General features: G+C 70.4%; 26 protein-coding genes and 3 pseudogenes. 11 read left to right on the top strand and 18 right to left on the bottom strand.

What is annotated here, in order from left to right:
* Positions 1 to 121 precede the first annotated feature (121 nt).
* Both ACIQTP_RS17565 and ACIQTP_RS17570 read left to right on the top strand, forming a co-directional pair.
* The gene (locus ACIQTP_RS17565; RefSeq protein ID WP_403400751.1) at positions 122 to 1,042 is read left to right on the top strand and encodes an NADP-dependent oxidoreductase; all 921 of its coding nucleotides are present in this window, start codon (positions 122 to 124) and stop codon (positions 1,040 to 1,042) included.
* Positions 1,039 to 1,791: a GNAT family N-acetyltransferase gene (locus ACIQTP_RS17570; RefSeq protein WP_403400752.1), complete on the top strand. Its 753-nt coding sequence runs from the start codon at positions 1,039 to 1,041 to the stop codon at positions 1,789 to 1,791. The genes ACIQTP_RS17565 and ACIQTP_RS17570 overlap by 4 nt, the downstream gene beginning before the upstream one ends.
* Before the next feature lie 28 nt (positions 1,792 to 1,819).
* On the opposite strand, the gene ACIQTP_RS17575 is transcribed toward ACIQTP_RS17570, so the two are convergent.
* Complete coding sequence (locus tag ACIQTP_RS17575; RefSeq protein WP_403400754.1) at positions 1,820 to 2,305, bottom strand: MarR family winged helix-turn-helix transcriptional regulator; 486 nt, start codon at positions 2,303 to 2,305, stop codon at positions 1,820 to 1,822.
* A gap of 237 nt (positions 2,306 to 2,542) precedes the next feature.
* On the opposite strand from ACIQTP_RS17575, the gene ACIQTP_RS17580 reads away from it, so the two are divergent.
* From ACIQTP_RS17580 to ACIQTP_RS17590, 3 genes are all read left to right on the top strand, one after another.
* On the top strand, positions 2,543 to 3,325 hold the full coding sequence (locus ACIQTP_RS17580) for a putative protein N(5)-glutamine methyltransferase (protein WP_403400756.1): 783 nt from the start codon (positions 2,543 to 2,545) through the stop codon (positions 3,323 to 3,325).
* Between the two features lie 183 nt (positions 3,326 to 3,508).
* Entirely contained in the window at positions 3,509 to 5,524 is a 2,016-nt protein-coding gene (locus tag ACIQTP_RS17585; RefSeq protein ID WP_403400758.1) for an FAD-dependent oxidoreductase, read from the top strand.
* Positions 5,525 to 5,589: 65 nt separating this feature from the next.
* Positions 5,590 to 6,132: a PadR family transcriptional regulator gene (locus ACIQTP_RS17590; RefSeq protein ID WP_403400760.1), complete on the top strand. Its 543-nt coding sequence runs from the start codon at positions 5,590 to 5,592 to the stop codon at positions 6,130 to 6,132.
* 77 nt (positions 6,133 to 6,209) lie between these two features.
* On the opposite strand, the gene ACIQTP_RS17595 is transcribed toward ACIQTP_RS17590, so the two are convergent.
* The 3 genes from ACIQTP_RS17595 to ACIQTP_RS17605 all read right to left on the bottom strand — a co-directional run bounded on the left by ACIQTP_RS17595 (position 6,210) and on the right by ACIQTP_RS17605 (position 9,052).
* The gene (locus ACIQTP_RS17595) at positions 6,210 to 6,776 is read right to left on the bottom strand and encodes a hypothetical protein (protein WP_403400762.1); all 567 of its coding nucleotides are present in this window, start codon (positions 6,774 to 6,776) and stop codon (positions 6,210 to 6,212) included.
* Between the two features lie 320 nt (positions 6,777 to 7,096).
* A complete protein-coding gene (locus ACIQTP_RS17600; protein WP_403400764.1) occupies positions 7,097 to 8,029 on the bottom strand; it encodes a LysR family transcriptional regulator in 933 nt (310 codons plus the stop codon).
* Between the two features lie 21 nt (positions 8,030 to 8,050).
* The gene (locus ACIQTP_RS17605; protein WP_403400766.1) at positions 8,051 to 9,052 is read right to left on the bottom strand and encodes a fibronectin type III domain-containing protein; all 1,002 of its coding nucleotides are present in this window, start codon (positions 9,050 to 9,052) and stop codon (positions 8,051 to 8,053) included.
* A 385-nt stretch (positions 9,053 to 9,437) separates the two neighbouring features.
* Between ACIQTP_RS17605 and ACIQTP_RS17610 the strand changes: the two genes are divergently transcribed.
* Positions 9,438 to 10,124, top strand: coding sequence for a glycoside hydrolase family 75 protein (locus tag ACIQTP_RS17610; RefSeq protein WP_403400768.1), 687 nt, complete (start codon positions 9,438 to 9,440; stop codon positions 10,122 to 10,124).
* 232 nt (positions 10,125 to 10,356) lie between these two features.
* Here the strand turns inward: ACIQTP_RS17610 and ACIQTP_RS17615 are convergent, their stop codons facing one another.
* From ACIQTP_RS17615 to ACIQTP_RS17655, 9 genes are all read right to left on the bottom strand, one after another.
* Positions 10,357 to 10,782: a PTS-dependent dihydroxyacetone kinase phosphotransferase subunit DhaM gene (locus ACIQTP_RS17615; protein ID WP_402039937.1), complete on the bottom strand. Its 426-nt coding sequence runs from the start codon at positions 10,780 to 10,782 to the stop codon at positions 10,357 to 10,359.
* On the bottom strand, positions 10,775 to 11,374 hold the full coding sequence (gene dhaL, locus ACIQTP_RS17620; RefSeq protein ID WP_403400770.1) for a dihydroxyacetone kinase subunit DhaL: 600 nt from the start codon (positions 11,372 to 11,374) through the stop codon (positions 10,775 to 10,777). Before dhaL ends, ACIQTP_RS17615 begins: the two co-directional genes overlap by 8 nt.
* Positions 11,375 to 11,442: 68 nt before the next feature.
* On the bottom strand, positions 11,443 to 12,435 hold the full coding sequence (gene dhaK / locus ACIQTP_RS17625) for a dihydroxyacetone kinase subunit DhaK (RefSeq protein ID WP_403400772.1): 993 nt from the start codon (positions 12,433 to 12,435) through the stop codon (positions 11,443 to 11,445).
* Between the two features lie 651 nt (positions 12,436 to 13,086).
* On the bottom strand, positions 13,087 to 13,296 hold the full coding sequence (locus ACIQTP_RS17630; RefSeq protein WP_403400774.1) for a hypothetical protein: 210 nt from the start codon (positions 13,294 to 13,296) through the stop codon (positions 13,087 to 13,089).
* A gap of 187 nt (positions 13,297 to 13,483) precedes the next feature.
* The gene (locus tag ACIQTP_RS17635; RefSeq protein WP_403400776.1) at positions 13,484 to 13,978 is read right to left on the bottom strand and encodes an Ig-like domain-containing protein; all 495 of its coding nucleotides are present in this window, start codon (positions 13,976 to 13,978) and stop codon (positions 13,484 to 13,486) included.
* Between the two features lie 204 nt (positions 13,979 to 14,182).
* On the bottom strand, positions 14,183 to 14,989 hold the full coding sequence (locus ACIQTP_RS17640) for an IPT/TIG domain-containing protein (RefSeq protein ID WP_403400778.1): 807 nt from the start codon (positions 14,987 to 14,989) through the stop codon (positions 14,183 to 14,185).
* A gap of 272 nt (positions 14,990 to 15,261) precedes the next feature.
* Positions 15,262 to 16,005: an IPT/TIG domain-containing protein gene (locus ACIQTP_RS17645; RefSeq protein ID WP_403400780.1), complete on the bottom strand. Its 744-nt coding sequence runs from the start codon at positions 16,003 to 16,005 to the stop codon at positions 15,262 to 15,264.
* 812 nt (positions 16,006 to 16,817) lie between these two features.
* A complete protein-coding gene (locus ACIQTP_RS17650) occupies positions 16,818 to 17,762 on the bottom strand; it encodes an ornithine cyclodeaminase family protein (RefSeq protein ID WP_403400782.1) in 945 nt (314 codons plus the stop codon).
* Positions 17,759 to 18,529 carry an IclR family transcriptional regulator gene (locus tag ACIQTP_RS17655; protein ID WP_403400784.1) on the bottom strand — a complete coding sequence of 257 codons (771 nt, stop codon included), beginning with the start codon at positions 18,527 to 18,529 and terminating at the stop codon, positions 17,759 to 17,761. Before ACIQTP_RS17655 ends, ACIQTP_RS17650 begins: the two co-directional genes overlap by 4 nt.
* 117 nt (positions 18,530 to 18,646) lie before the next feature.
* On the opposite strand from ACIQTP_RS17655, the gene ACIQTP_RS17660 reads away from it, so the two are divergent.
* Positions 18,647 to 19,960 carry an amidohydrolase family protein gene (locus ACIQTP_RS17660; protein WP_403400786.1) on the top strand — a complete coding sequence of 438 codons (1,314 nt, stop codon included), beginning with the start codon at positions 18,647 to 18,649 and terminating at the stop codon, positions 19,958 to 19,960.
* Between the two features lie 55 nt (positions 19,961 to 20,015).
* Positions 20,016 to 21,116: a dipeptidase gene (locus tag ACIQTP_RS17665; protein ID WP_403400788.1), complete on the top strand. Its 1,101-nt coding sequence runs from the start codon at positions 20,016 to 20,018 to the stop codon at positions 21,114 to 21,116.
* Positions 21,117 to 21,210: 94 nt separating this feature from the next.
* On the opposite strand, the gene ACIQTP_RS17670 is transcribed toward ACIQTP_RS17665, so the two are convergent.
* Both ACIQTP_RS17670 and ACIQTP_RS17675 read right to left on the bottom strand, forming a co-directional pair.
* Complete coding sequence (locus ACIQTP_RS17670) at positions 21,211 to 22,002, bottom strand: class I SAM-dependent methyltransferase (RefSeq protein WP_403401043.1); 792 nt, start codon at positions 22,000 to 22,002, stop codon at positions 21,211 to 21,213.
* Positions 22,003 to 22,095: 93 nt separating this feature from the next.
* Positions 22,096 to 22,860, bottom strand: coding sequence for a transposase (locus tag ACIQTP_RS17675; protein ID WP_403401045.1), 765 nt, complete (start codon positions 22,858 to 22,860; stop codon positions 22,096 to 22,098).
* 121 nt (positions 22,861 to 22,981) lie between these two features.
* Between ACIQTP_RS17675 and ACIQTP_RS17680 the strand changes: the two are divergent.
* Positions 22,982 to 23,095 (top strand): annotated as a pseudogene (locus tag ACIQTP_RS17680) (transposase); the annotation flags it as partial.
* Between the two features lie 112 nt (positions 23,096 to 23,207).
* Here the strand turns inward: ACIQTP_RS17680 and ACIQTP_RS17685 are convergent.
* Together ACIQTP_RS17685 and ACIQTP_RS17690 are read right to left on the bottom strand one after the other, a co-directional pair.
* Positions 23,208 to 23,330: pseudogene (locus ACIQTP_RS17685) on the bottom strand (NAD-dependent epimerase/dehydratase family protein); the annotation flags it as partial.
* 198 nt (positions 23,331 to 23,528) lie between these two features.
* Positions 23,529 to 23,807: a hypothetical protein gene (locus tag ACIQTP_RS17690; protein ID WP_403400790.1), complete on the bottom strand. Its 279-nt coding sequence runs from the start codon at positions 23,805 to 23,807 to the stop codon at positions 23,529 to 23,531.
* A gap of 185 nt (positions 23,808 to 23,992) precedes the next feature.
* Between ACIQTP_RS17690 and ACIQTP_RS17695 the strand changes: the two genes are divergently transcribed.
* A complete protein-coding gene (locus tag ACIQTP_RS17695; protein ID WP_402039973.1) occupies positions 23,993 to 24,199 on the top strand; it encodes a DUF6381 family protein in 207 nt (68 codons plus the stop codon).
* A gap of 159 nt (positions 24,200 to 24,358) precedes the next feature.
* Positions 24,359 to 24,607 (top strand): annotated as a pseudogene (locus ACIQTP_RS17700) (PRC-barrel domain containing protein); the annotation flags it as partial.
* A gap of 312 nt (positions 24,608 to 24,919) precedes the next feature.
* On the opposite strand, the gene ACIQTP_RS17705 reads toward ACIQTP_RS17700, so the two are convergent.
* The gene (locus ACIQTP_RS17705; protein WP_402039976.1) at positions 24,920 to 25,372 is read right to left on the bottom strand and encodes a MarR family winged helix-turn-helix transcriptional regulator; all 453 of its coding nucleotides are present in this window, start codon (positions 25,370 to 25,372) and stop codon (positions 24,920 to 24,922) included.
* Between the last annotated feature and the right edge of the window lie 37 nt (positions 25,373 to 25,409).

Below are 25,409 nucleotides of genomic sequence, written 5' to 3' on the forward strand. Positions count from 1 at the left end.
GCGGGATCCCGATCATTGCGGCCGTATGAACTCTCCCGAGGCCCGGGAATAGCCGTGCCGTGATCTTCCTTGCCGATAGTGCCGCCCACGGCGGTGGCGGCGGAGGAGAGTGAGGGAGCAGATGCCCAAGGCGTACGTCTTCACCCGGTACGGCGGACCGGAGACCGAGGCCCTGGTGGAGCAGGACCGCCCGAGCCCGGGCCCCGGCCAGGTACTCGTGGCGGTCCGCGCGGCGGGCGTGAACCCCGTCGACTGGAAGCAGCGGACCGGATACGCCCGCCCCGGCGCCGGGGCACGCGAGCTCCCCGCCGTCCTCGGCAACGAGGCCGCGGGCGTCGTCGAGGAGCTCGGTCCCGACGTGACCGGCTTCACCGTGGGGGACGAGGTCTTCGGCAACCCGGTGTCCGGCGGATACGCCGAGTACGCCCTGCTGCCGACCGCGACCGCCGCCCACAAGCCCGCCGCCCTCTCCTTCACGGACGCGGCGGCCCTGCCCGTCGCCGCGGCGACCGCGTACGACGGGATCCACCAGCTCGGCCTGTCCTCCGGCGCGACCGTGCTGATCACCGGTGCGGGCGGTGGCGTCGGCGTCGCGGCCACACAGATCGCGCGTGCCCTCGGGCTCACCGTGGTCGGCGTCGCGAGCGAGGGCAAGAAGGACTTCGTCGAGGAGCTCGGCGCCGTGCACGTCCCGGCGGGGCCGGATCTGGCCGAGCGGGTGCGGGCCGCCGCGCCGGACGGCGTGGACGCCGTCTTCGACCTGGTCGGGGGCGAGGTCCTGGAAGCCGCGGCGACCTTGCTGGACGACCGTACGAAGCTGATCACCGGCGCCGACCGCCAGACGGCCGCCCGGCTCGGAGGAGGCCCCGTCGAACGCGCCCGCACCGCCGCCGTCCTCGACGAGGTGGCGCGCCTGGTGGTCGACGGCCGGCTGAGTCCCTTCGTGACGCGGACCTTTCCCCTCGACCGGGCCGCCGAGGCGCTGCGCACGGTCGAGGACGGTCACGCCCGCGGCAAGACCGTGATCGAGGTCGCCCGATGAGCGACCGCCGCGCCCTGAGTACCCGTCCACCGGCCGACGCCACGCACCCGCTGGACAACCCGGCCCTCGGCTCGCTGACCGGCCCGCACACCCACTTCGCCGAACGTCGCGGCCGTGTCCTGCGCTATCCCGTCGACGTGTCGCCGTGGCTGGCCCTGCCCGACGACCCGACCGACGACGACTGGGCGGACCTCGCCGCCCTCGTCGGCCCCGGCGGCGAGGCCCCGCTGGCCGGCTTCAACGGGCTGACCCCGGAAGGCTGGGAGGTGACCTTCGACCTGGACGGCGTCCAGCTCGTCGACGACGGGCTCGCCGCGGCGCCGGACGCCGAAGCGGTGCGCCTCGGCCCCGCCGACGTACCCGAGATGCTGGACCTGGTGGAGCGCACCAGGCCCGGCCCCTTTCTGCCGCGCACCATCGAGCTCGGCACCTATCTCGGCATCCGGCGCGGGGGCGCGCTGATCGCCATGGCGGGGGAGCGGCTGCACCCGCCGGGCTGGACCGAGATCAGCGCGGTCTGCACCGACCCGGACTTCCGCGGCGAGGGGCTCGCCTCCCGCCTGATCCTGGCTGTGGCGCACGGCGTCCGCGAACGCGGCGAGACCCCGTTCCTGCACACCGCCGCGGGCAACACCAACGCCATCCGGCTCTACGAGGCCCTGGGCTTCAAACTGCGCCGCAGCACCCGGTTCATGGCGGCACGGGTTCCGGAGCACCTGTCGGACGACCAGGCCGTGGGGGTCAGTTGACGGCTCCCGAAGGCCTCCGGGTGAAGCCTCAGCTCCCGGAGGCCTTCGCGGCGGGCGGCGCCCCGGCCGCCGCCGTGTTGTACCGCACCAGATAGGCGGCGAACTGCTCCAGATCCGCCGCCGGCCAGTCCGCGAGCCGCTCACGGAACGCGATCCGGCGGCTCTCGGTGACCTGGGCGAGGATGCGGGTGCCCGCGTCCGTCAGCTGGAGCACCTGCACCCGGTGGTCCTCGGGGTCGACCCGGCGCTCGATGAGCCCGGCCCGCTCCAGCGCCGCCACCTGCCGGCTCACCGTGGACTTGTCCAGGGCATAGTGCGTGGCGAGGTCGGTGGCACGACAGCCGTCGCTCTCCTCCAGATGACCCAGCAGGGTGTACGAGACCAGCGACAGCTCCGGATGCATACGCCCCGCCGAGGCCCGGGCACGGCGGGCGAAGGCCGTCATCTCGCGCTGGATGGTCTCGACCGACGCGTCGGCTGCATTCACGGGAGCTCCTTCCACCTCTAGTTGCATAGTACAACTTGGCGGTCGGTGTCCGGTGGGGGCGAGGGTGGACCTCCGTCGCCGTCCGGCCCTTCCTGTAAGGTGACCGTCCTGGCTGCGGACCACCCCAGCCCGGGAGTTGCCGAGGAGGTGAGACCCATTACCGCTGTGTCAGGTCGGGTGCTCTCACCTCAGGACCCTGCGGATCGCCGCCTGTAGGTGACCGCGAGAGCGCCCTTCGGCTCACCGAAAGGCTTCTCGGCTCTCATGCCCCCTCTTTCCGATTCCGTTGTCGCCGCGCTCCGCTCCGCGGGCTGTGTCTTCGCCGAGGACGAGGCGGAGTTGATCCTCTCCACCGCCCGCACCCCGGACGAGGTCACCGCCATGGTGGACCGGCGCGTCTCGGGACTTCCCCTCGAACACGTCCTCGGCTGGGCCGGGTTCCACGGCCTGCGCATCGTCGTCGAGCCGGGCGTCTTCGTACCCCGCCGCCGCACCGAGTTCCTCGTCGACCAGGCCGTGGCTCTCGCGCGCGGCGCCTCCCTCGTCGTGGACCTGTGCTGCGGCTCCGGCGCGGTGGGCGCCGCACTGGCCGCCGCCCTCGGCGGGCCCGAACTGCACGCCGCGGACATCGACCCGGCCGCCGTGCGCTGCGCGCGCCGCAACGTCGCACCCTTCGGCGGGCACGTCCACCAGGGCGACCTGTTCGAGGCGCTGCCCGACACCCTGCGCGGTCGCGTGGAGGTCCTCACCGCCAACGTGCCGTACGTTCCCACGCACGAGGTCGGCCTGCTGCCGCCGGAAGCCCGTGACCACGAACCGCTCGTCGCCCTCGACGGCGGCGCGGACGGCCTCGACATCCTGCGCCGCGTCACCGCCGAGGCGCCCCACTGGCTGGCCCCGGGCGGCTGCCTCCTGGTCGAGACCAGCGAGCACCAGGCACCCGCGGCCGTCGAGGCCTTCGCCCGCGGCGGTCTGACCGCCACGCTGGCCGTCTCCGACGAGCTGTACGCGAACGTGGTGATCGGCACCAGGCCCCGGGCGGCCTGACCCACGAGGCGGGCCCGGCGAGCGCCGGGGCCGCCCGTCGCCACGCAGCCGGCCGCCCGCGGCCACCCTCGTCATGGAGCGGGGCCCGCCCTCGACGAGTGACCTCCGTCATTGTGCAACTAGTTGCACAAGGCGTTGTCCGTCGTCTACAACAGACACACGACACCGCGCACGGAGGGCCCGATGAGCCGTTACCCGCACCTGATGAACCCGCTCGACCTGGGCTTCACCACGCTGCCCAACCGCGTGCTCATGGGCTCCATGCACGTGGGCCTGGAGGAGGCCGAGCGCGGCTTCGAGCGCATGGCGGAGTTCTACGCGACCCGGGCCCGTGGCGGCGTCGGTCTCATCGTCACCGGCGGCATCGCGCCCAACGACGCGGGACGGCCGTACGAGGGCGGCGCGAAGCTGACCACCGAGGCGGAGGCCGAGCAGCACACCGAGATCACCGCCGCGGTGCACCGCGAGGGCGGGAAGATCGCGATGCAGATCCTGCACTTCGGGCGCTACGCCTACCACCAGGACCTGGTCGCCCCGAGCGCCCTGCAGGCCCCGATCAGCCCCTTCCCGCCGCACGCGCTCACCGACGCCGAGGTCGAGCGGACCATCGACGACTACGCCCGGGCCGCCGAGCTCGCACAGCGGGCCGGTTACGACGGCGTCGAGATCATGGGCTCCGAGGGCTATCTGATCAACGAGTTCATCGCCGCCCAGACCAACAGGCGCGAGGACCGCTGGGGCGGCTCGTACGAGAACCGCATGCGTTTCCCCGTCGAGATCGTGCGGCGCGTGCGCGAGGCCGTCGGCGAGAACTTCATCATCATCTACCGGCTCTCCATGCTGGACCTGGTACCGGGCGGCTCCACCCTGGACGAGGTGATCACGCTCGCCCGGGCCGTCGAGGCGGCCGGAGCGACGATCATCAACACCGGCATCGGCTGGCACGAGGCCCGTATCCCCACCATCGCGACCTCCGTGCCGCGCGGCGCCTACACCTGGGTGACCAAGAAGGTCATGGGTGCGGTCTCCATCCCCCTGGTGACCACCAACCGCATCAACACCCCCGAACTCGCCGAGCAGTTGCTCGCCGACGGCCACGCGGACATGGTGTCGCTGGCCCGACCGATGCTCGCCGACCCCGACTTCGTGGCCAAGGCGGCGGCCGGGCGGCCGGAGGCCATCAACACCTGCATCGGCTGCAACCAGGCCTGCCTCGACCACACCTTCAGCGGGAAGATCACCTCCTGCCTGGTCAATCCGCGCGCCTGCCACGAGACGGAGCTCGTCCTCGCACCGACCCGGCTGCGCAAGCGCGTCGCCGTGGTCGGCGCCGGGCCCGCCGGCCTGGCCTGCGCGGTCTCCGCGGCCGAACGCGGCCACGACGTCACCCTCTACGACGCCGCGAACGAGATCGGCGGCCAGCTCAACGTGGCCCGCAAGGTCCCCGGCAAGCAGGAGTTCGACGAGACGATCCGCTACTTCCGCACCCAGCTCGAACTGCACGGCGTGGACGTCCGGTTGAACACCCGCGTCGCCGCCGAGGACGTCGCCGCCTACGACGAGGTCGTGGTCGCCACCGGCGTCAGCCCGCGCACCCCCGAGATCCCCGGCGTCGACCACCCCAGCGTCCTCGGCTACCTCGACGTCCTGCGCGACGGCGCCCCCGTCGGTGACCGGGTCGCGATCCTCGGCGCCGGCGGCATCGGCTTCGACGTCGCCGAGTACCTGACCGACGGCGGCGACAAGGCGAGCGAGGACCCGGCGACGTACTTCCGGCACTGGGGCGTCGACATGGACTACCAGGCACCCGGCGGCCTCGCCGCACCCGAGCGCCCCGCCCCGCCGCGCACGGTCCACCTCCTCCAGCGCAAGGCCTCCAAGGTCGGCGCCGGACTCGGCAAGACCACCGGCTGGATCCACCGCACCGAACTCAAGCACCGGGGCGTCACCATGGTTCCGGGCGTCCAGTACGACCGGATCGACGACGCCGGACTGCACGTCACCGTCGAGGGCCACAGCCAGGTCCTGGAGGTCGACACCGTCGTGCTGTGCACCGGCCAGGACCCGCGCCGCGACCTGTACGAGGAACTGTCCGCGGCCGGGCGCAGCGTGCACCTCATCGGCGGTGCCGACGTGGCCGCCGAGCTGGACGCCAAGCGCGCCATCAAGCAAGGCACGGAGCTGGCGGCGGCGCTGTGACCGGGGGAGCCCCCGCCGGAGCGGTCGTGCCCGGGGCCTCGGTCCGGCGTCCCTAGGATGACCCCATGTCACTCCCGCACGCGATCCTCACGGCCCTGCTCGAGAAGCCGTCGTCGGGCCTCGAACTGACCCGGAGGTTCGACAAGTCGATCGGCTACTTCTGGTCGGCGACGCATCAGCAGATCTATCGCGAGCTGGGAAGACTGGAGTCCGAGGGCTACATCCGCGCCCTGCCGTCCGAACAGCCGGCCCGGGGACAGAAGAAGAGCTACGAGGTGCTGCCGGCGGGCCGCGACGAACTGGCCCGCTGGACCTCCGCGTCCCAGGACCCCAAGCCCATGCGGGACACGATGCTGCTGCGGCTGCGCGCCTCGGCCGTGGTCGGCACCGCGGGCATCGCGACGGACCTGCGCCGCCATCTCGACCTGCACCAAAGGCAGTTGGCCGAGTACGAGCAGATCCAGAAGCGCGACTTCCCGCCCAGTAAGGACGCTCCCCAGGACCGGCTGCGGCATCTGGTGCTGCGGGCCGGAATCGACCTGGAGACCTTCTGGACCCAGTGGCTGACCCATGCGCTGGACGAGTTCGAGCACCTCGACGAGCAGTAGAGGCCGTCCTCTCGACAGAGTCGGCCGTCCAACGGACCGGAGTCGGACGGACGGCCGTCGGTGTGACGGACCCCGGGTCAGAGCCGGTGGGGCTTGGCCCGGCGGCGCAGGAACCAGGCCGTCGCCACGACGCCGGACGCCACCAGCGCGCCGCCGCCCACCAGCGTGGCGGTCCTGTAGTCCTTGGTCGAGCCACCGAGGCCGCCCAACACGCCGCGCGGCGGCGAGGCGGGCAAGGAGGTCGAGGAGGTCCTGGGGGTCGTGGAGGTCCTGGGGACCGCGCTGGGCGAGACGATGATGGACTGCGTACCGGCCGTCGTCCCGTTCTGGCAGACCACGATGACGGTATAGGTGCCGGCGCCGACGTTGGACCAGACCGCCGACTGAGTGGCGCTCGTTCCGGACAACGGCATCTGGCGGCCTTGGGAGAAGTTCACCTGCCCACTGGCGAGCAGCGAGGCGTTACCGAAGCTGCTGCCGTTGCTCGGGCAGGAATTGGTGGTGACCGAGACGCTGGACCCGCTGGTGCTCACCGAGATCCCCGAGCCGAAGGCGGCGGCCGACGGAGCGGTCAGGGTGAGCGGAAGCGCAGCGACGGCGGCCACGGTCAGGCCGGAGCGGAGAAATATCTGAGAAGTACGCATAGGACTGCCCTCCAGCGGCACGGTTGGCGGTACATCCCATGCGCCGCCGAGGATTGGAAAGGCCCGTGCTGCCTCAGGGAGAGCCAATGCGCCTTGGGGTCGGGGCGCACGCGGGCGGGGACCGGGCAGGTGACGAATTCGTTCGTCCGGCGGACGATTCCCGCGTTCCGCCGGTGAATCTCTCCGTGCGGATGACAGCTGACAGCTGACAGCTGAACGGATGACGGATGAGAGCTGACGGATGACAGCTGACGGATGACGGCATCTGTCAGCTGTTATCCGTCAGCTGTTGTCTGATAACTGCTAACCGTCGTCCGTCATCACCACGCGCGACCCGCCTGCAGCAACCGCTCCCGGACGACCGCCACGTGCGGGTTGTCCGACGCGCCCGGCCGCTGGGTGAGGTACCCGGTGTTGATGGGCGGTTCCTCGGGGGACAGCAGGGGCACCAGGGCGCCGGAGGCCAGTGCGTCGAGGCACAGATAGCGGGGGAGCACGGTGATCCCGGCGCCCGCGGCCACCGCGGCCAGCACGCCTCGCAGGTCGGGCACCGTGATCGACGCCTTGCCGGTCAGCCGTACGCCGAACACGTGCCGCCAGTAGCGCCGGGCGATGGGCAGATCCTCGGCGTACGTCACCAGGGGCGCCCCGTGCAGCGCGGCGGGCCCTTCCGCCGCCACCCGGGCCGGGTCGATGCGCTCGGCCCACGACGGGGCGGCGACGAGCACGAACTCCTCGTCCATCAGCGGCACGGCGGTCAGGGTGCGGCCGCGCGGCCGGGTCGTGGCGATGACCAGGTCGAAGCGGCCGCCGCGCAGCCCGGCCAGCAGCTCGTCGGTGAGACCGGGAGTGACGCGCAGACGTACGCCCTGTGCGGTCAGCGGCGCCAGCGCGGGCAGGACGCGTGTGCACAGCAGCTCGGCCGGGCCCGCCAGGTGCACCGGATCCGGTGGCTGTTCGGCGCCGGCCCCGCGCCGGTCCGCGACCGCCACGAGCGCGTCCAGGGGCGCCGCGACCTCCGCGGCGAGTTCGTCCGCCACCGACGTGGGCACCACACCCCGTGGTTGCCGTTCGAACAGCGCACGTCCCAGTTGCTCCTCCAGTGACCGCATCTGCGTCGTCACCGTCGGCTGGGACAGACCGAGCAGCCGCGCGGCCGCCGTGAACGACCCCGCGCGGTGCACGGCGAGGAAGGTGCGCAGCAGGGAGATGTCCAGGGGAGCCGTAGAGGTATCGGGTTCGCTATGGGGCACAGGGGTGAGCCTACGGTTCGCCTATTTCGGTGTGCCCGCATTCCCACCCGTGGGGGAGCCCGTCGTCACCGTCCGCTCCGCCGAGAACCCGCCCCAGGTGCCGTCCGGCAGCTTCGCCCTGATCCGCACCCGGTACGCGACCCCGGCCTCCCGTCCCACGTAGAAGCTGTACGTGGCCCTGCCGCTGGGCGGTGTGCCGCCCCAGACGAGCGAGGTCGCCTGTCGACCGTCCAGGTCGATCCGGTACTCCGTGATCACCCCGTCCGTCCGCGGCGGCAGCCAGGACAGGTCGAGGTAGTACGCCCCGTCCGTGCGGTGGGAGGTCGCGCGGAACCCGGTCGGCGCGGTGCCGCGGCCGTCGTCCGCGCCCGGCGCGGTGGTGAGCCGGACGGTGGCGCTCGCGGGGGAGAGGTTGTCCGCCGCGTCGCGGGCTCGCACGGTGAAGGCGTACGCGGTGCCGGGTCTCAGCCCGGTGACGACGGTCGCCGTCTGTCCGCCGCCCACGCTGTGGATCTTCGAGCCGCCCTGGTAGACGTCGTACGAGACCACGCCCCGGGCGTCCGTCGACGCCGACCACTCCAGCTGGGCCGCCCGGCTCCCGACCGCCTTGCCGTGCGGGCGTCCTGGGCGGGTCGGGGGCGTGCGGTCGGCGGCGACCGCGACCGGTGTGGTGGCGCGCACCGGCTCACTGGGCGGTCCGGGGTTCCCGTCGGCGTTCAGGGCCCGGACCGTGAAGACGTACTTCGTGGACGGGGCCAGTCTGGTGACGTCCACCATGTGTTCGTCGCCGGGCACCCGTTCGACCCGTGTGGTGCCGCGGTACACCTCGTAACCGGTGACCTTCACGTCCCCGGAGACGCGGTTCCACATGACATGCACGCTGGTCGCGCTGCCCGCCGTCGCGGTGACCCCCATCGGGGCCGGGGGCAGCCGTTCGCTCACGGAGTCGGCTCCCGCACCTCCTCCGCACGCGGTGAGGAAGAGCAGCGAGCCGCAGATCAGCCCAAGGGAAACGCGTCGCACGGGCCTGCCTTCCCTCGACGGGATTGGTCTGTACCTATAAGACACGGTTGACGCGGCCGCATCAAGGGGGCGGTGCCGTTCGGCGGACCGTCCTCGGGCTACGTATGCTGATGCCTGACGCGGTGTGAACTCACCCTCTCGCCAGGGGAGTTCGTGCCCACGGCGCGGACCGCTGTCGTCGCTGATGCCGCGCCGGCGAGAGCGGTCGAGAGGCCCGGGTCGATCACGGCTCGGGCCCTCGGCCGCGATGCGGCCGCCGAGCCACCGTGCCCCCTCGTCGGGCCCGCAGTGCGCCGTCCGGCCCCTTCCCAGTGGACGCACCGTCCGAAACACGCCAAATTTTGCTAAATGACCGTCAATGTCCCCCAGGAGAGGGTCTCTTATCGTGCGTGTTCAGTCGCTGACGCTGGCCGCGGTCAGTGTGGCCCTGCTCGCTCCGGCCCCGTTTCCCGCCGTCCGTCCGAGCCCGCCCGTGGCGGTGCGGGAGGGGAACGTGCGCGCCGCCGATCTGCTCGCCAAGGTCCGTGACTGTGTGCCCGTCTCGAAGGGGCGCTATCGCTCGGACGAGGGCGGCCGCGCCGAGATTCCTGTCTGCGGCACACGCGGTGCGGTGTTCTGGAAGGCCGACATGGACATCGACTGCGACGGCCGCCCCGGTCTCCTGTGCAACGTACGGACGGACCCGCTCTTCTCCGGGACCACCGCGTACCAGCAGTCCGACGGGCGGTACCTGAGCGCCGAGACCCTCCCGTACGTCGTCGTGCCCACTCCCAGTGGCATCTGGGACCACCGCGCCCACGGCATCCGCGGCGGCTCGGTGGTCGCGGTGATCTACCAGGACCGGATCCAGTACGCCGTGGTCGGCGACACCGGACCGCACACGATCATCGGCGAGGCCTCGTACGCCACCGCCAAGGCGCTCGGCATCCGCCCCGACCCGCACGGCGGCGGGACGAGCTCCGGGGTCACCTACATCGCCTTCAAGAACTCCCGGGTGTCGCCCATCGAGGATCACGCGGCAGCCGTGACGGAGGGTGAGCGACTGGCCCAGGAGTTCGTGCGCGGCGGCTGAGCGGTCGCGGTGCCCCCATTGCCCGTGCCGCGGTGGAACTGCTCGTCGCCCAAGGGGTGGCCACGACCGTTCGCTCGGACCTCGCCGTCGTCGCGGAAGGACTCGCACGAGGGCTGGCCCGGGCGCCGGTCGGCGCCCGGCCGACGAGGCCTTCGTGCCCTGGCACTCAGGCCTTCCGGCTCCCGCACTGAGGCCTTCCGGCCCCCGCCCTCACACCTTCTGGCCCCTGCTCTCACGCCTTCCGGTAGGAGTACGCCTCCGCGGCCGCCGCCTCGACCGCCGCGAGGTCGGCTCCCGTCGAGGCCGTGACGACCGCGGCCACCGCGCCCTCGACGAAGGGCGCGTCCACCAGGCGGCTGTTGTCGGGGAGCTCGTCCCCCTCCGCCAGCAGGGCCTTCACGGTGAGGACCGCGCTGCCCAGGTCGGTGAGCACGGCGACCCCGGCGCCGCGGTCCACCGAGGCGGCCGCCGCGGCGATCAGCTCGGCGCTGGTGCCGAGGCCGCCGTCCACCGTGCCGCCGGCCGCGGCGACGGGAGCGGTCGTGTCGCCGCCCGCGAGTCCCGTCGCCAGCTCGGCGACCGAGGCTGCGACGGCGGCGCTGTGGGAGACCAGCACAATGCCGACGAGTTCGTCGGTGCTGCCAGGGGATTCACTCATCGGAGGCCTCCACGAGCGCGCCGATCAGAAGGGACGAGGACGTGGCACCCGGATCCTGGTGCCCGATACTGCGCTCGCCCAGATAGCTGGCCCGGCCCTTGCGGGCCTGGAGCGGTGTCGTCGCGACGGCGCCCTCCTCGGCGGCCGTCCTCGCCGCGGCGAAGGACTCGGCGAGCGCGTCCACCGCGGGCACCAGCGCGTCGATCATGGTCTTGTCGCCGGGCGCGGCTCCGCCCAGCGCCATCACCGCGTCCACGCCCGCGCGCAACGCGTCCGTGAACTGTTCCTCGGTGACCTCCGCGGCATCCCCGAGAGCCTTGCCCGTACGGCGGAGCAAGGTGCCGTACAACGGTCCCGACGCGCCACCGACCGTGGAGATCAGCAGGCGTCCGGCGAGGGTGAGAACGGCGCCGGGGGTGTCCGGCGCCTCCTTCTCCAGCGCGGCCGCCACGGCGGTGAACCCGCGCTGCAGATTGCTGCCGTGGTCGGCGTCGCCGATCGGCGAGTCCAGAGCGGTGAGCCGCTCCGCCTCGCGGTCCACGGACGCGGCGGTCGCCGTCATCCAACGGCGGAAGAACTCGGCGTCGAGCACAGAATCTCCTTGCGTGGTACGAACGTTGACGGGGCGGGACGGCGACATCACGCCGATGCCGCCGGGATTCACACGCCCCAGCGCAACGCGGGCGTCTTCACCGGCGCGTCCCACAGCCTCAGCAGCTCCTCGTCCACCTGGCACAGCGTCACCGAGGCGCCCGCCATGTCCAGCGACGTGACGTAGTTCCCGACCAGCGTGCGTGCCACGGGCACCCCGCGCTCGGTGAGCACCCGGTGCACCTCCGCGTGGAACCCGTACAGCTCCAGAAGCGGCGTCGCGCCCATGCCGTTGACCAGCAGCAGGACGGGACTGCGCGGGTTCAGGTCCTCCAGGATCGCGTGCACCGAGAAGTCGGCGATCTCGTGCGAGGTCATCATCGCGCGCCGCTCCCGGCCCGGCTCGCCGTGGATGCCGACGCCGAGCTCCAGCTCCCCGGGCGGAAGGTCGAAGGTGGGGCTGCCCTTGGCCGGCGTGGAGCAGGCGCTCAGTGCGACACCGAAGCTGCGGGAGTTCTCGTTGACCTGCCGGGCCAGCGCCTGCACCCGCTCCAGCGGTGCGCCCTCCTCGGCCGCCGCGCCCGCGATCTTCTCCACGAACAGGGTCGCGCCGGTGCCACGCCGCCCGGCGGTGTACAGACTGTCGGTGACGGCGACATCGTCGTTGACGAGGACCTTCGCCACCTGGATGCCCTCGTCCTCGGCGAGCTCGGCCGCCATGTCGAAGTTGAGCACGTCCCCCGTGTAGTTCTTCACGATGAACAGCACGCCCGCGCCGCTGTTCACGGCCGCCGCCGCGCGCAGCATCTGGTCAGGCACCGGTGACGTGAACACCTCGCCCGGACAGGCCGCCGACAGCATCCCGGGGCCCACGAAACCGCCGTGCAGAGGTTCGTGCCCCGACCCGCCGCCGGAGACGACTCCCACCCTGCCGGCCACCGGGGCGTCCCGCCGTACGATCACCCGGTTGTCCACATCCACCGTCAGCTCGGGATGAGCGGCCGCCATACCCCGCAGCGCGTCCGCGACCACCGTCTCCGCCACGTTGATGAGCATCTTCATGGATACCTCCTGAGGGGACTAGCAGGTGAGCATCTGACCTCTATTTTTGCAGGTCAGATCACGTTGGGCCAGTAAAAGATCTTGGCGGTCCGTGCCGGTCGCAAAAGGGTTCCGGCGGTACTGATGCGGACCAGTCGCCGACCTCGGTGACAGGGTGTCAGATATGGCTGGTATGCATGCGGATCGGCCCGAGAAGCCTGCTCCGGGAAGTGCCGGCACTGGGGATGCGGTGATCATCCGTACGGGTGCGAACGGGGACGTCTGTGGCGGTCCCGCCGCGGGGCGAGGCCCGGCCTCGGGGCGGACTGTGGAGACACCGTCCGACGGAGTGTTCATCGCAGGCGCGGAGGACTCCGGCGCGAGTGTAGTAAGCACTTCGTGTCTCTATCCCAGGCTCGGGCGTGTTCCCCATTCCACGCAGGCCCGGTGGTGGAGAAGTCTGTTGTGGCCCGCTGAACCGAGCATCCCCGAAATTCCGGTCGGCTGCCAGATGTCGTAAAGGGGGTCGGAGGGTGGGACGGCCGCGGCCTTGACGGGGTCGCGTTCGGGGGAGGGGCCGGCCCCCTGGGCAGGGGTGACCCGGTGGGAGGAGCGTGCCGGCCCGTTGCCGACTCCGCTGACTAGTAGTCAGTAACAGCCGCGTCGTCGGCCTCAGGGATGCACGTTGGCGGAGGTCTTGATGGTCTGGGAGTCCAGGACACCGGCGGACGGCTTGCCGTTTCGGCCCTCGGCCCGCTGCTGACCGTCGTGGAGACCACCGCCCGTGTCCGAACCGCGGCCGGCGTCCACCCGCTGTCCCGCCACGGCCGCCGCCCGCCCCCGCGTGAGCAGGGCGTGGGTGGACGCCGGCTGCCGCGCCACAGCCATCAACCACGGCGCGCGCCTCGGCGTCGACGTCCAGCCCGTCCAACGCCCGCCGGGATCAGGCGGGTTCACGATCATTCCGGGACGGTGGGCGATCGAACGCGGCCTGGCGCGGGACCTGCCTCGGGACCAATCGCGAACCAACGGACCAAACGCTCAGCTGGGCGTGGTGCGCCGAGGACCCTCAGATCCCGCGGTGGATGTTGATCTCGTTGTGGATGTCGCCGACGTTGAAGTTGATGAGGCCGCCGCAGGCGAGGAGACAGAGCCCATTGGGAGGCGTGGGTACCGGCGCCGCTGACACCACTACCGTCGTCTCGGCGTGTGACGCGCCGCAGTTGTCGTTGCCGTTGTAGGAGGCTGTGATCGTGTGTGTGCCGACGGTGGACAGATGGGCCGTGTAGGCGGCTGTCCCGGCGGTGACGTGCACGGTGTCCAGAATGTCTCCGCCGTCGAAGAACGTCACGCCGAGTCCGCCGGTCGGATCGACGGCGCAGGTCACCGTCGCGGTCAGATTCACCGGTTGTCCGACTGTCGCGGCCGAAGGTGACGCCTGGACCGTGGTCGTCGACGTCTCTGCCGCTGCTGCCGCTGCTGCCGGTGAGGCCAAGGCCACCACCGCGGTCAGGGCGGCGACTGTGGCCAGATTCCAGCCTGCCCGGTCTTTGCAACGTGTCACTGTTCCGACTCCTTGATCGATCGCTGGCCGAGGCTTGCGCGCTGCTCGGGAGTGTCACAGTAAGGCGCAAATCTCCGTATTATGTGACAAAGCGTCGCGATCGGTTGATGTGGTCAAGGAGGTTCCCCCGGATGGGCGGGGCCGCCCTTCAGCGTCGCCCCAAGCGGGCCGACCCGCCCTTGAGCATGATCCGGGCCGGCACGTCTAGATCGCAGGAGGTGATACACGCGTGTACGTGCGGGAGTTGCTGATGCCGCCGGCCGTGGTGACGTTGACGGAGACGGGGCCGCCCGGTCCCGCCGGTGCGAGCGCGACGACGGTGGTGTCGGACAGCACGGTGAAGGCGGCGGGTGTGGCGCCGAAGGAGACGGTGCCTGTCGTGGTCAGAGCGCTCCCGGTGAGGGTGATGCCGGCCCCTGCGTCGGTCGGCCCCTGGGCCGGGGAGAGGGCGCTGAGCACCGGTGCCGCCACGTAGGTGTAGATCACGGTGTTGCTGGTCCCGCCAGGTGCGGTGACGGTGACGGGTACCGCTCCTGTTCCGGCGGGTGCGACGGCGGTGATCTGTGTGGCGGAGTTGACGGTGTAGGTGGTGGCGGCGTTGCTGCCGAAGGTGACCGCGGTGGCTCCGGTCATGCCGGTACCCGTGAGAGTGACGGTGGTGCCGCCCGAGGCCGCGCCCTGGTTGGGAGAGACGGTGGTGAGAGTCGGGGTGGCCGCGTAGGTGTAGGTGACCGCGTTGCTCGTCCCGCCGGGAGACCTCACGGTGACCGGGACGGCGCCGGTGCCGGGCGGTGTCACCGCGGTGATCTTCGCCGCGGTGTCGACCGTGTAGCTGAGGGCGAGGTTGGTGCCGAAGTTGACCGCAGTCGCTCCCGTGAAACTGCTGCCGTTCAACGTGACCGTGCTGCTGCCTGCCGAGGGCCCTGTGTTGGGGACGACCGAACTGAGGACGGGTGCGGCGGCTGCGACGCTTGGCCGTACGGCCTGCGCCGCGAGATCACTGTTTTCCACGGTGTCTCCGTATGGTCTGGCTCCGCCCCGAGGAGGGCGGGAGATTTCTGATCGGATGCGCCCGTCACCACCCGTCACGCGGGCTCCGGCCAGGCCGAGAAGAACGCTCGCAGTCGGGTGGGGGCGTGGCGGCTGGTCGGACGGGTAGGGCCCCCGGCCCGGGATGACTTCCGGGCCGGGGGCTTGGGAGACGGACACGGCACCCCGTGGGGTCGGCGCATCCGCTCCGGACAGGACGACTGTCGCCGGCAGTGGCCGGACCCTTGAGGGGGTCAGATGCCGGGCCCGGCGACGTAGGTGAACGCGCCCACGGCGGTCGCGCTGCCCGCGTCGTTGGTCACGACGACGTCGACGGCACCGGCCGTCCCGGGAGGCGTGACGGCCGACACCGCGGTGTCGGAGATCACGGTGAAGGGCGCCGGGGCTCCGGCGAAGGTGACGGCGGTGGTGCTGGTGAGGCCGGTGCCGGCCACGGTCACGGTCGTGCCGCCCGTCGTCGGCCCCTCCGCGGGGGTCACCGTCGTCACCGTCGGGGCGGCGACGTAGGTGTACGAGAGCCCGTTGTTGGTGCCGCCCGCCGTGGTGACACTGACTCCCACGGAGCCCGCGGCACCGGCCGGTGCGGCGACCGTGATCCGGCCGTCGGACACGACCGTGGGGACCGCGGAGTTGGCGCCGAAGGCGACGCTGGTGGCGGTGGACAGGCCGGTGCCGTTGATGGTGACGGTTCCGCCGCCCGCCGTCGACCCGGAGGTCGGGCTGAGGGACTGCTTGAACGGCGCCCCGACGTAGTAGAAGGGGATGGGGTTGCTCGTCCCTCCCGGAGTGGTCACGGTGACGCCGACCGCTCCGTTGCCGGAGGGGGAGACGGCGGTGACCTGGGTGGGCGAGACGTTGGTGACGGCGGTGGCGGACCGGGTGCCGAAGCGGACCGCGGTGGTGCCGCTGAGGCCGGTGCCGGTGATGGTGACGAGTGTGCCGCCCCCACTTGATCCTTGGTTCGGGCTGATAGGCATGAGCGATTCCTCCTCGCCCGCAATGCGGTACATTGCGAGTAGTGATGCGGACGTTCGGATTCGCGTACGTGTCGAGTGGTTGCGAGTCGGCTCTCGTGTCCACTGGCCAAGTGGTAATTCGGTGGCCCTGCTGTGATGCTCGGGCTGGGCGGTGTCGGCCGCCTGCCTGATACGCAGGGCCATTGAGGAGAACCGTTGGTCCGGCGTTGGCCGACGCCGGATCAGCGATTCGCTCGCACGCCATTCGATAGTTCGCACATCCGTCGAAACGAACATGGCGAGTAACCCATTCGAGTGGCCTTATGCGCAAGGCATTTGACAGGACGCAAGCCGTTCGAATGAGCGCACAGAGGTGAAATGCGGCGCATCAACGGTGCATATGTGAATAGCTTTTAGTATTTTTGTATTATCCGCGAAGCTGGAATTGAATGGCCTGCTCCATGTCGTATCCAGTGGATTGTTTCGGAGCTGCCGCTCGGGGGTGTATCACCATTTTCATCCCCCGACCGCCAGGCCTCCTCTTTCGGGTGAATTAGCTCCCTGGCCATTTCCGCAGCCACCCACCGGTGGGCTACGTCACGAAACGAACAGCCTTCGCGTGACACGGCTGGGGTGGTCGGCGGGAAGGTTGGCTCGGACGCGACCGGCGTGCGTTACGGGTTCCCGCGGGCCCGGTCGCGGTCACCGTACGGACCAGGGGCGGAATCGTCGGCGGAATCACCGAGACCGCGTTCTCCTACGCACCAGCGTCACATCACCTTCGGCGGCACACCCGCCCCACCGGCGTCACCGGAGGCGCGTTCACGATCTCTCTACATCTCCAGGGTCGTCCCCCTGCCGAGGGCGCGGGCGATGTCGTGGACGACCGCCGCCGCGGCGACATCGAGCGCTGCGTGGCCCGTCGACTTGAAGACTGTCAGCTCGGTGGGTCCTCGACGGCCGGGATGGCGGCGGTCGAGGACCGAGCCGAGGAGGGTGATCCGGTCTGGTGGGATGCCCTGCAGTTCGTGGGCCCCGGCCGGCGGAGCTGAGGCGGCGGCACCCGGCCATTCGGCGAAGAGGGATCCGGTGCGGACGGTGTCGGGGGCGAGTTCGGGGCCGTGGGAACCGCCGACGGAGCTGATGTGGGCGCCCTTGGCCGGCCATGACGGGTTGAGCACGGGTTCGCGGGCGCTGGTGCAGCAGAACACGACGTCGGCCCCGCGGGCCGCCTCCTCGATGGAGCCCGCGGAGGCGTTCGGGTGCAGTTCCGCGAGCCGCCGGGCGCGCTCAAGGTCGTTCCCGCCTACGACGAGAGGCGCGTCGGCGTCGATCGTCGCGAGTAGCTCGACCTGGGCGCGGGCCTGAACTCCCGTGCCCAGTACGGCGATCCGGTCCGGGCGGGGGCGAGCCAGCGCGCGCATGCCGATCGTCGCGACGGCGGCGGTGCGCACGGCGGTGACCGGTTCGGCGTCCATGAGCGCGAGCGGACGGCCGTCGTGTTCGTCGAACAGGGCTACGACGCCGCGGTGCGCGCTGCCGCCTGTCCGGCCGGGCACGGCGAACACCGACACCAACTTGGCGGCCAGCCCGAGGCCCGGAACGTAGCCCGGCATCGCGCCGAGGAGTCCCGCGGGCGCTTGCGCGGCGATCCGGGCAGGGGCCGAGACCTCGCCGCGGCTGATCGAAACGAGCGCCTGAGTGACCGCTGTCAGCACCCGCGCCGGATCCAGGCAGGACCGGGTCTGCGAGCGGTCGAGGACCAGTACGCCGCTCACGCGGGATCCGCCTGCGGCGACGAGGAAAGGCCCGTCAGCGCGTCCTGCAGTGCGTCTGTCGCGCCGCGGAGTTGTCGCTTCAGCTCGGACAGGTGCGGCTCGTCGAACTCGGCGTCGAGCCCGACCAGGGTGAGCGCGCAGAGCGGCAGCCCCTTCGCGGAGACCACGGCCCGGCTCACCGACGCGACGAGTTGCTCGGCGCGACCGCGCTCGAAGGCGTAACCGGTGCGCTCGGCCTCCTCGATGTCCGTCAGCAGGCCTTCCGGGCCGGCGAGCGGATGACCGGCCTCCTCCGCCAGGCGCAGATAGGGGCGCCGCGCGTCCTTGTCGAGCAGTGCCACCAGGGCCACCGGACCGGCGAAACGGTGGACGGGGAGCATCTCGTCCCGCAGGTGATTGATCATCTCCAGCCGCAGCGGTCGTACGACGTCGATCACGCGCGAGCGGTCGGCCTCCAGTACCTGAAGGTTCACCATCATGCCGGTGCGCTCCGAGAGGGCCTCCAGCATCGGGCGGCCCACCGCGACAAGGGAGTTGCGCGCGGCCGAGTGCGACAGCTGGAGCGCTGCCGCGCCGAGGAGGTAGTGGTCGTCGGTACGCAGTACCCAGCCTCGGCGGATCAGGTCGATCAGGACACGGTAGGCCGTCGCGCGATGCAGACCGACCTCGCCCGCGAGCTCACTGAGTCGCAGCGGGCGGTCGGACCGGGCGAGTGCCTCGATCAGGTCCAGTGCCTTGTCGACAGCGGAGCTGGATGGCTTCGGCATGCGTGGCGCCCCTTGTCGCACTCCGGTGCTACATTCCCGATGTTACCCATGACGATACACATGTTACGTACAGCGCAACAACACTACTTGCGCCCCATTCACGGAGAGGTCAGTTCGATGGATCACGAGGTTCTCGGTGCACCGACTCCCTGGGCCGCGCCCGCAACGGGCACGGTGGTGGTCTACCGGGGGGCGACGGTGATCGACGGGACGGGCGGCCCGGCGCGGAAGTCGACGTCGATCGTGACCGACGGCGCGACCATCCGGGCGGTCGTCCCCGACGTTGAGATCGCTGACAGCGCAGCGGCTGTCGTCGACCTCACGGGGCGCTTCGTCGTCCCCGGTCTGATCGACTCTCACCAGCACATCGCGACGCCGCCCGATCGCCCCACGGCCGAGGCCGTGCTGCGCCGGCAGGTCTACGGCGGTGTCACGGCGATCCGGGACATGGCCGACGACCTCCGCCAGGTGGCTGAACTCGCCCGTGCCGCGCTGGTCGGCGAGATCCCCGGACCTGACATCCACTACGCCGCCCTCATGGCGGGGCCGAGCTTCTTCGACGACCCGCGCACCCGGCAGGTGTCACAGGGGGGTACGCCCGGCGCCGTGCCGTGGATGCAGGCGATCACCGACGAGACCGACCTGCCCCTGGCGGTGGCGATGGCTCGGGGCACCGGTGCCCGGGCGGTCAAGATCTACGCCGACCTGACCGCGGACACGGTCGCCGCGCTCACGGCCGAGGCGCACCGGCAGGGGCTCGCCGCCTGGGCGCACGGCACGGTCTATCCCGCGAGCCCCGGTGAGGTCGTCGACGCCGGCGTCGACACGGTCTCGCACGCCACGGCGCTCGCGCAGGAGGGCGCGCAGCGGCCCTTGACCACGTACAAGGACAAGCCGCCCTTCGAGTACGACCGGTTCGCGGACGGCGACGACCCGCACCTTCAGACGCTGTTCGAGCGAATGCTGGGACAGGGCACGATTCTTGACGCGACCGCCGGCATGTGGGCGCACTACTTCGCCGCCGAGGCGACGGATCCCGAGTCACTGGCGCGTGTTCGGGCCAACTCGCTTCTGGCGGCCCGGATCACCGCCCACGCGTTCCGCGTCGGCGTCCCCGTCTCCGCGGGCAGCGACTACGAGACCGCCCCGGAGCACCCCTTCCCCGCACTGCACGACGAGATGGTCTTCCTGGCGCGGGACTGCGGCATTCCCGCCGTGCAGGTTATTCGCTCGGCCACCCTGGTCGGCGCCATGAGCATGGGCGCGCAGGACTTCATGGGCACGGTCGAGGAGGGCAAGCTCGCGAACTTCGCCGTCCTGTCGGCAAATCCGCTGGACGACATGACCCATCTCGCCAGTATCGAGTTCGTCGTCAAACGCGGCTGCCGCTACGACCGCAGCGACTACCAGCCGGCCGACCCCGGCCGCTGACCGTCATCGGACCCCAGCCATGAGACATGCAGCCCCCGAAGGGACACGACGCCCGATGACCACCAAGCTCCTTGCAGACGCCGACCACTTCACACGCGACTACATGATCATCAACGCGCTGGGGGTGCTGGACAACCCCAACGCACCCCGCTCGTCGGCGACCGCCGGCAAACTCGTCCAGACCAGCGAAGACATCACCATCGACGCGCGCACGCTGGCCGAGGCCCACGCCTCGGGGCTCACCGCGGTGAACATCACGCTCGGATACGTGATGGGTGACATGGACCCCTACGAGCACACGCTGCACGAAATAGCGGTCTGGGACACGATCCTGCGGGACAACGCGGCCGACCTCGTCAAGGTGCACACGGCGGCCGACCTCCACCAGGCCCGGCGCGACGGCCGGATCGGCGTCATCTACGGCTTCCAGAACGCCGTCGCGCTCGGCGACGACGTCAGTCGCGTCGACCGTTTCCACCGGCTCGGCGTCCGCGTCGTCCAGCTCACGTACAACCAGGCGAACGCACTCGGCGACGGTTCGATGGAGCCGCGCAACCGCGGCCTGACCCCCTACGGCCGTGAGGTGATCGAGCGCCTGAACGACCGTCACCTCATGGTCGATCTCTCCCACAGCGGGGAGCGGACCTGTCTCGAGGCAGCCCGGATCTCCCAGCAGCCGGTGTCCGTCAATCACACCGGCTGCCGTGCGCTCACCGACCTCCCGCGCAACAAGACGGACGAGGAACTGCGCCTGGTCGCCTCACGCGGAGGGTTCGTCGGCATCTACTTCATGCCGTTCCTCAACTCCTGCGGCCATGCCCGCGCCGCCGACGTCGTCGAGCACATCGACCACGCCGTCAACGTCTGCGGCGAGGACCACGTCGGCATCGGCACCGACGGTCCCGTCACCGCCGTCGACGACCTGAGCGCCTACCGGGACCATCTCGCCGAGCAGGTCGCCCGGCGCCGGGAGGCCGGTGTCAGCGCGACGGGCGAGGGCGACGACGCCTACCCGTTCGTCGTCGACCTGCGTGGTGTCGACCAGTTCCACGAGCTGATCCGGCTGCTGGAGCAGCGCGGCTACCGTTCGGAACGCATCGAGAAGATCCTCGGCAAGAACTTCGCGGACTACGCGAAGCGCGTCTGGACCTCTTGATGCCGGCTCAGCGAAGTCAGTGGGGGCCGGGCCGGCACAGCGCTCCACTTGGCCATTGGGAGACACGGTCGTCTGGGCCGGCCCCACGGCTGGGTCAGCCCGGCTTGACCGCCAGCGTCGCAAAATAGTGCGACATGTACTGAGCGGATGCGTTGGATTGGTGCGGCGCTTCCGCGAAGCCGGTGAGGACGAACCCCGCGGCGAGTTGCCCGCCGATCTGGTCGGTGAGGGTGTGGCTGTATTCAAGAGCGGCATCCGCGCCGAACTTCGTGGCGCGTTCCTCGGCGGAGTACTGCGTGACATCGCTGTAGGGCAGCTTGTGCACGACGATCAGCTCGCCGCGCTCGTCGAGCGCCTCGTGGTCGAACAAGTACGCATCGGGGTTGAGGAAGCCCACGAGCAGAGTTCCGCCCGGTCGCAGGACGCGGAAGCACTCACGCCACACCGGTGCCAAGTCTGGTACGAACGGGTTGGAGACCGGATGGAATACGACGTCGAATGTTGCGTCGCCGAAGGCGCTGAGGTCGCGCATGTCGCCTAGGACGGTGCGCAGTTCGAGTCCGTCGCGCGCCGCCACCATCTGGTCCTGGCCGAGCTGGCGGGGTGAGTTGTCGAAGACGGTGACCCGCGCCCCTGCGGCGGCGAGGATCGGACCCTGCTGGCCACCGCCGGAGGCCAGGCACAACACGTCCTTGCCGGTCAGGTCCGTCGGCAGCCAGGAGCGGTCGACTGGCTCACGCCCGATGAGAACAATCGACCAGTCGCCCATCCGGGCGCGCTCGACTTCCTCGGCACTCACCGGCCTCGACCACTCGTTGCCCTCTTGGACGTACTTGTCCCAGGCTGCCCGATTGTGGGCAACGGGGTCGACAACAATGTCCTGCACGTTCAACTCCCTGCTACCGCCAAGCGAACACTTGCGGTACTGACGGTTCGGTGCCGCTAGCCAACACGATTGCAGGGTGCGGGCTCAACGAAATTAGCGGGCATCGAGGTGTCCACGGGCTCGACGGGTGGTCGCGCGGCGGGTGCGTAAGCGCTGGTTGCCGGGGTTGCGGAAGCCGTAGGCGTCGCGGGCGATGGTCTTGATGACCCGGTTGGTGCCTTCGGAGCCGACGTTGATGATCCCAGTGTGCAGGAACGCAAGGATCTCTGGCCACCATGTCTCGACGGTTGTGGCTGGGCGCTGCAGTTCGGGAAGGTCGGCGTCGGCGCATCGGCGGTAGAACCGGTACAGCAGATCGCGGGCCTGTTCCCGGTCTGGGCGGGTCCGGGCGGTGGCAGGCAGGTCCAGGAGGTGTTCCTTGGCGTTCCACGCAACGGTGATCGGCGCGCCGATCACCCTGGGCAGGTTGGACAGCTCGTCGAGGAGAGCGTCGACGTGCTCGCCGCGCATCGGGGCGGCGGAGCGGGTGAGCCGGTTGCGCAGTTCCCACTCGCGGTTGCCCTTGCGGCCGCGCTGGGCCACGGTGACCCGGCGGCGTACCTGGTTCGCCAGCTGCACCAGGTGGAAGTGGTCCACGACCAGGGTGGCCGGCGGCAGGACCCGGCGGATCGCCGACTTGAAGATCGTGCACATGTCGATCGCGACGTACTGGACCGCGTCGCGCCAGGCTTGGTCGCGGTCGGCCAGCCAGTCGATGACCGCCTGGGTGGTGCGGCCTTCGACCTGCCCGAGCAGGCCCTGTTTGTGGTGCGGACGGATCCTTCGGTCGGGCGGCTCCCAGGGCTTCCCCGGTTGCAGTCCACCGCTTCATCACAAGCTCGACTTGGGCGAGAGTGATGATGGTCGCGCTCTACCGAGAGCCGTCCGGCAGGTCAACGAAGACCTCCAGGCGTGAGTGGCGGTCTTGCGCCCGATGGCCGGCAAGACACGGTGGGTTGTCGAGCGCACCTTCGCCTGGCTCCACCAGTTCACACGACTCCGCATCCGCTACGAGATACGTGCCGACCTCCACCTCGGGCTCCTCCAACTCGCGTACAGCAGCGATCGTTCAACGCCTGCCGGGTCCTTCGTAGCCGTCAGGAGCCGATGCGGTGGTGGCGTCGTAGGTGGCGCGGGCGCCGGTGATGTCGGCGCGGTGGCGTTCTGCCCATGGCCACCTCGCCGCTCTCCCCGCGGGCCAGGCAGGTCACCCGATGCCCACGTTCCAGTGCCTGCCGCGAGACCTCGCGGCCCACCCACGCCGTTCCGCCCAGCACCAAGATCTTCATCGGGTCACTCAAACACGGACCATGAGCATGCACGTCCCTGCTTCGCCGAGGGCAGAGAGATCCGCCGGGAGACACCGGGGCGGCCCGCCCCCAGGGTTCGTAGCCCGATCATGATGCGGCGTTCTTGAGGCGCCGCCAGCAGCTGAGACTGCCGCCCAACGAGACGAAAACGTCGTGGAGTTCGAGGCGTTGCTCCCCTCACACCGCGAGGCGTTTGAACCGGTGAAGGAGGGCGAAGGTCTGCTCGACGACATAGCGGAGCTTGCCCAGGCCCTTGATGTTCGAGGCGCCCTTGCAGGAGACCACCGGCATGATCCGGCGGCGGCGCAGCTCACGCCGCACCGCCCGGGAGTCGTACGCCTCATCACCCAGGACGCATGTCTGCCCGGAGAACTCCAGCTCCAGAGGCAGGAGTTGCCAGACCATGTCCTGGTGCAGGACGTACAGGATGCCCGGCAGACACAGCCGGTCAGGCACCGGTTTCGGCCCTGGCGACCGCTCGGGCCAGGGCATCTCGGCACGATCCCGTTACGCGCTCTAAGACCGTGTCCAGGGGCGACGGACCTGCGGCGATAGCGCACGGTGACGGTTCGGGATGCGAGGGTGATCAGGTGCTGATTGGCTGATGGAGCCCGATCTTTCCGACAGTCCAAGGAGTGACTATGAGCGCCGCAGGCGAATCCGGCAATCGAGCACAGCAGATGCGCGAGAAGGCCCAGAAGCTGACCGAAGCCGCGGAGCGCGCGACCGACCCGCAGGAGCGCCAGAAGCTCCAGGAGCAGGCCCGGGGTCTGCAGGAGCAGATCAAGCAGCAGGACCAGCCTGGTGAGAGCAGGTCCAAGGGCACTGGCGGCGGGCGGAACCTGTAGCCGCCTGGTGCGGCACGGCCACTCGATGACAGATGGCCTCCAGCCTGTCCGTGACTGGCTGGAGGCCATCTGCGACCGGTTTCTGTCGCACCGGCAAGGAGCAGGGTCACGGCGGCACCTCCCGCACTTCCGTCCCGGTCGTGACAACTCTCTTCGCGTCGCGCAAAAGAGGACTCCGACGGCGTCGGTGCCGCCTACCTCGTCGTCGACACCGGGGTTTGGATCTTTGGCAAGCACGTACTTCTCCCGGCCGGGACCATCACGCGCGTCGACACTGCCGAGGAGAAGGTCTACGTCGACCGCACCAAGGACGAGATCAAGGACGCACCCGAGTTCGACAAGGGCAAGCACACGGACGACCCCCGCTACCTCGAGCAGCTCGGTAAGTACTACGGGCAGCACATGTGACCCTCATTCACTACGTTCGGTACGGGTCCCGCCGGTGGTTGGTCACCAGGACTTGTCCCGCGACGCGGCTCTCGGCGAACAGGCGCCGAGTGATGACTGTCCGTCAGCAGTGGATGCGCAGGGGACGATGTGAAGTCGAGCGTCCGCGCGGGCCTCCCTCACACTGTCCGAGAGCCCAGGGGCGGTGACCGTCTCGTGCGCCATCGGGTCCCTTCTTCCGTGCGATGGAGGTGGCCCGTTCACCGGGCTGAGCCCGAGGCTGATCGGTCTCGGGACCCTCTTCTGTCGTGACCTGCTCGGCCCGGCGGCTCCTCATGGCGCGCTGTCGACGTCCATGGCCGCCGGATTCAGTGACGCCAGGAGTTTCAGGAGCAGTGAGTGGGCCTGTTCCTGCTCCGTCGGCGTGAGTACTTCCAGGGCTTCGGCGTGGGTGGCGTCCACGGCGGCGCCGGCCTCGGCCACGAGCCGCAGGCCGGCCTCGGTGGCGTGCAGGCGGTGGGTGCGTCTGTCGCCGGGGGCGGTGCGGCGTTCCAGAAGCCCGCGTGCGACGAGCCCGTTGACCGCGGTGCCCATGGACTGGGGGGTGATGGCCGCTCTGCGTGCGGCGGTGGCGCTGGTGACGCCCGGGTCGAGGGCGGCCTGGGTCAGGGCGCTGTTCTGGGCGAGGGTCAGGTGGAAGGGGCGCAGGGTGCGCTCGATCCGGGTCGCCATGATCTGGCCGATCTGCCAGGCCACGTATCCGGTACGCCGGTCGGGATGTTTCACGTGGCGGACCCCTTTTTGTAAGGCAGCTGATTATGGT

Source organism: Streptomyces sp. NPDC090798, from assembly GCF_044768965.1.
Taxonomy (GTDB): domain Bacteria; phylum Actinomycetota; class Actinomycetes; order Streptomycetales; family Streptomycetaceae; genus Streptomyces.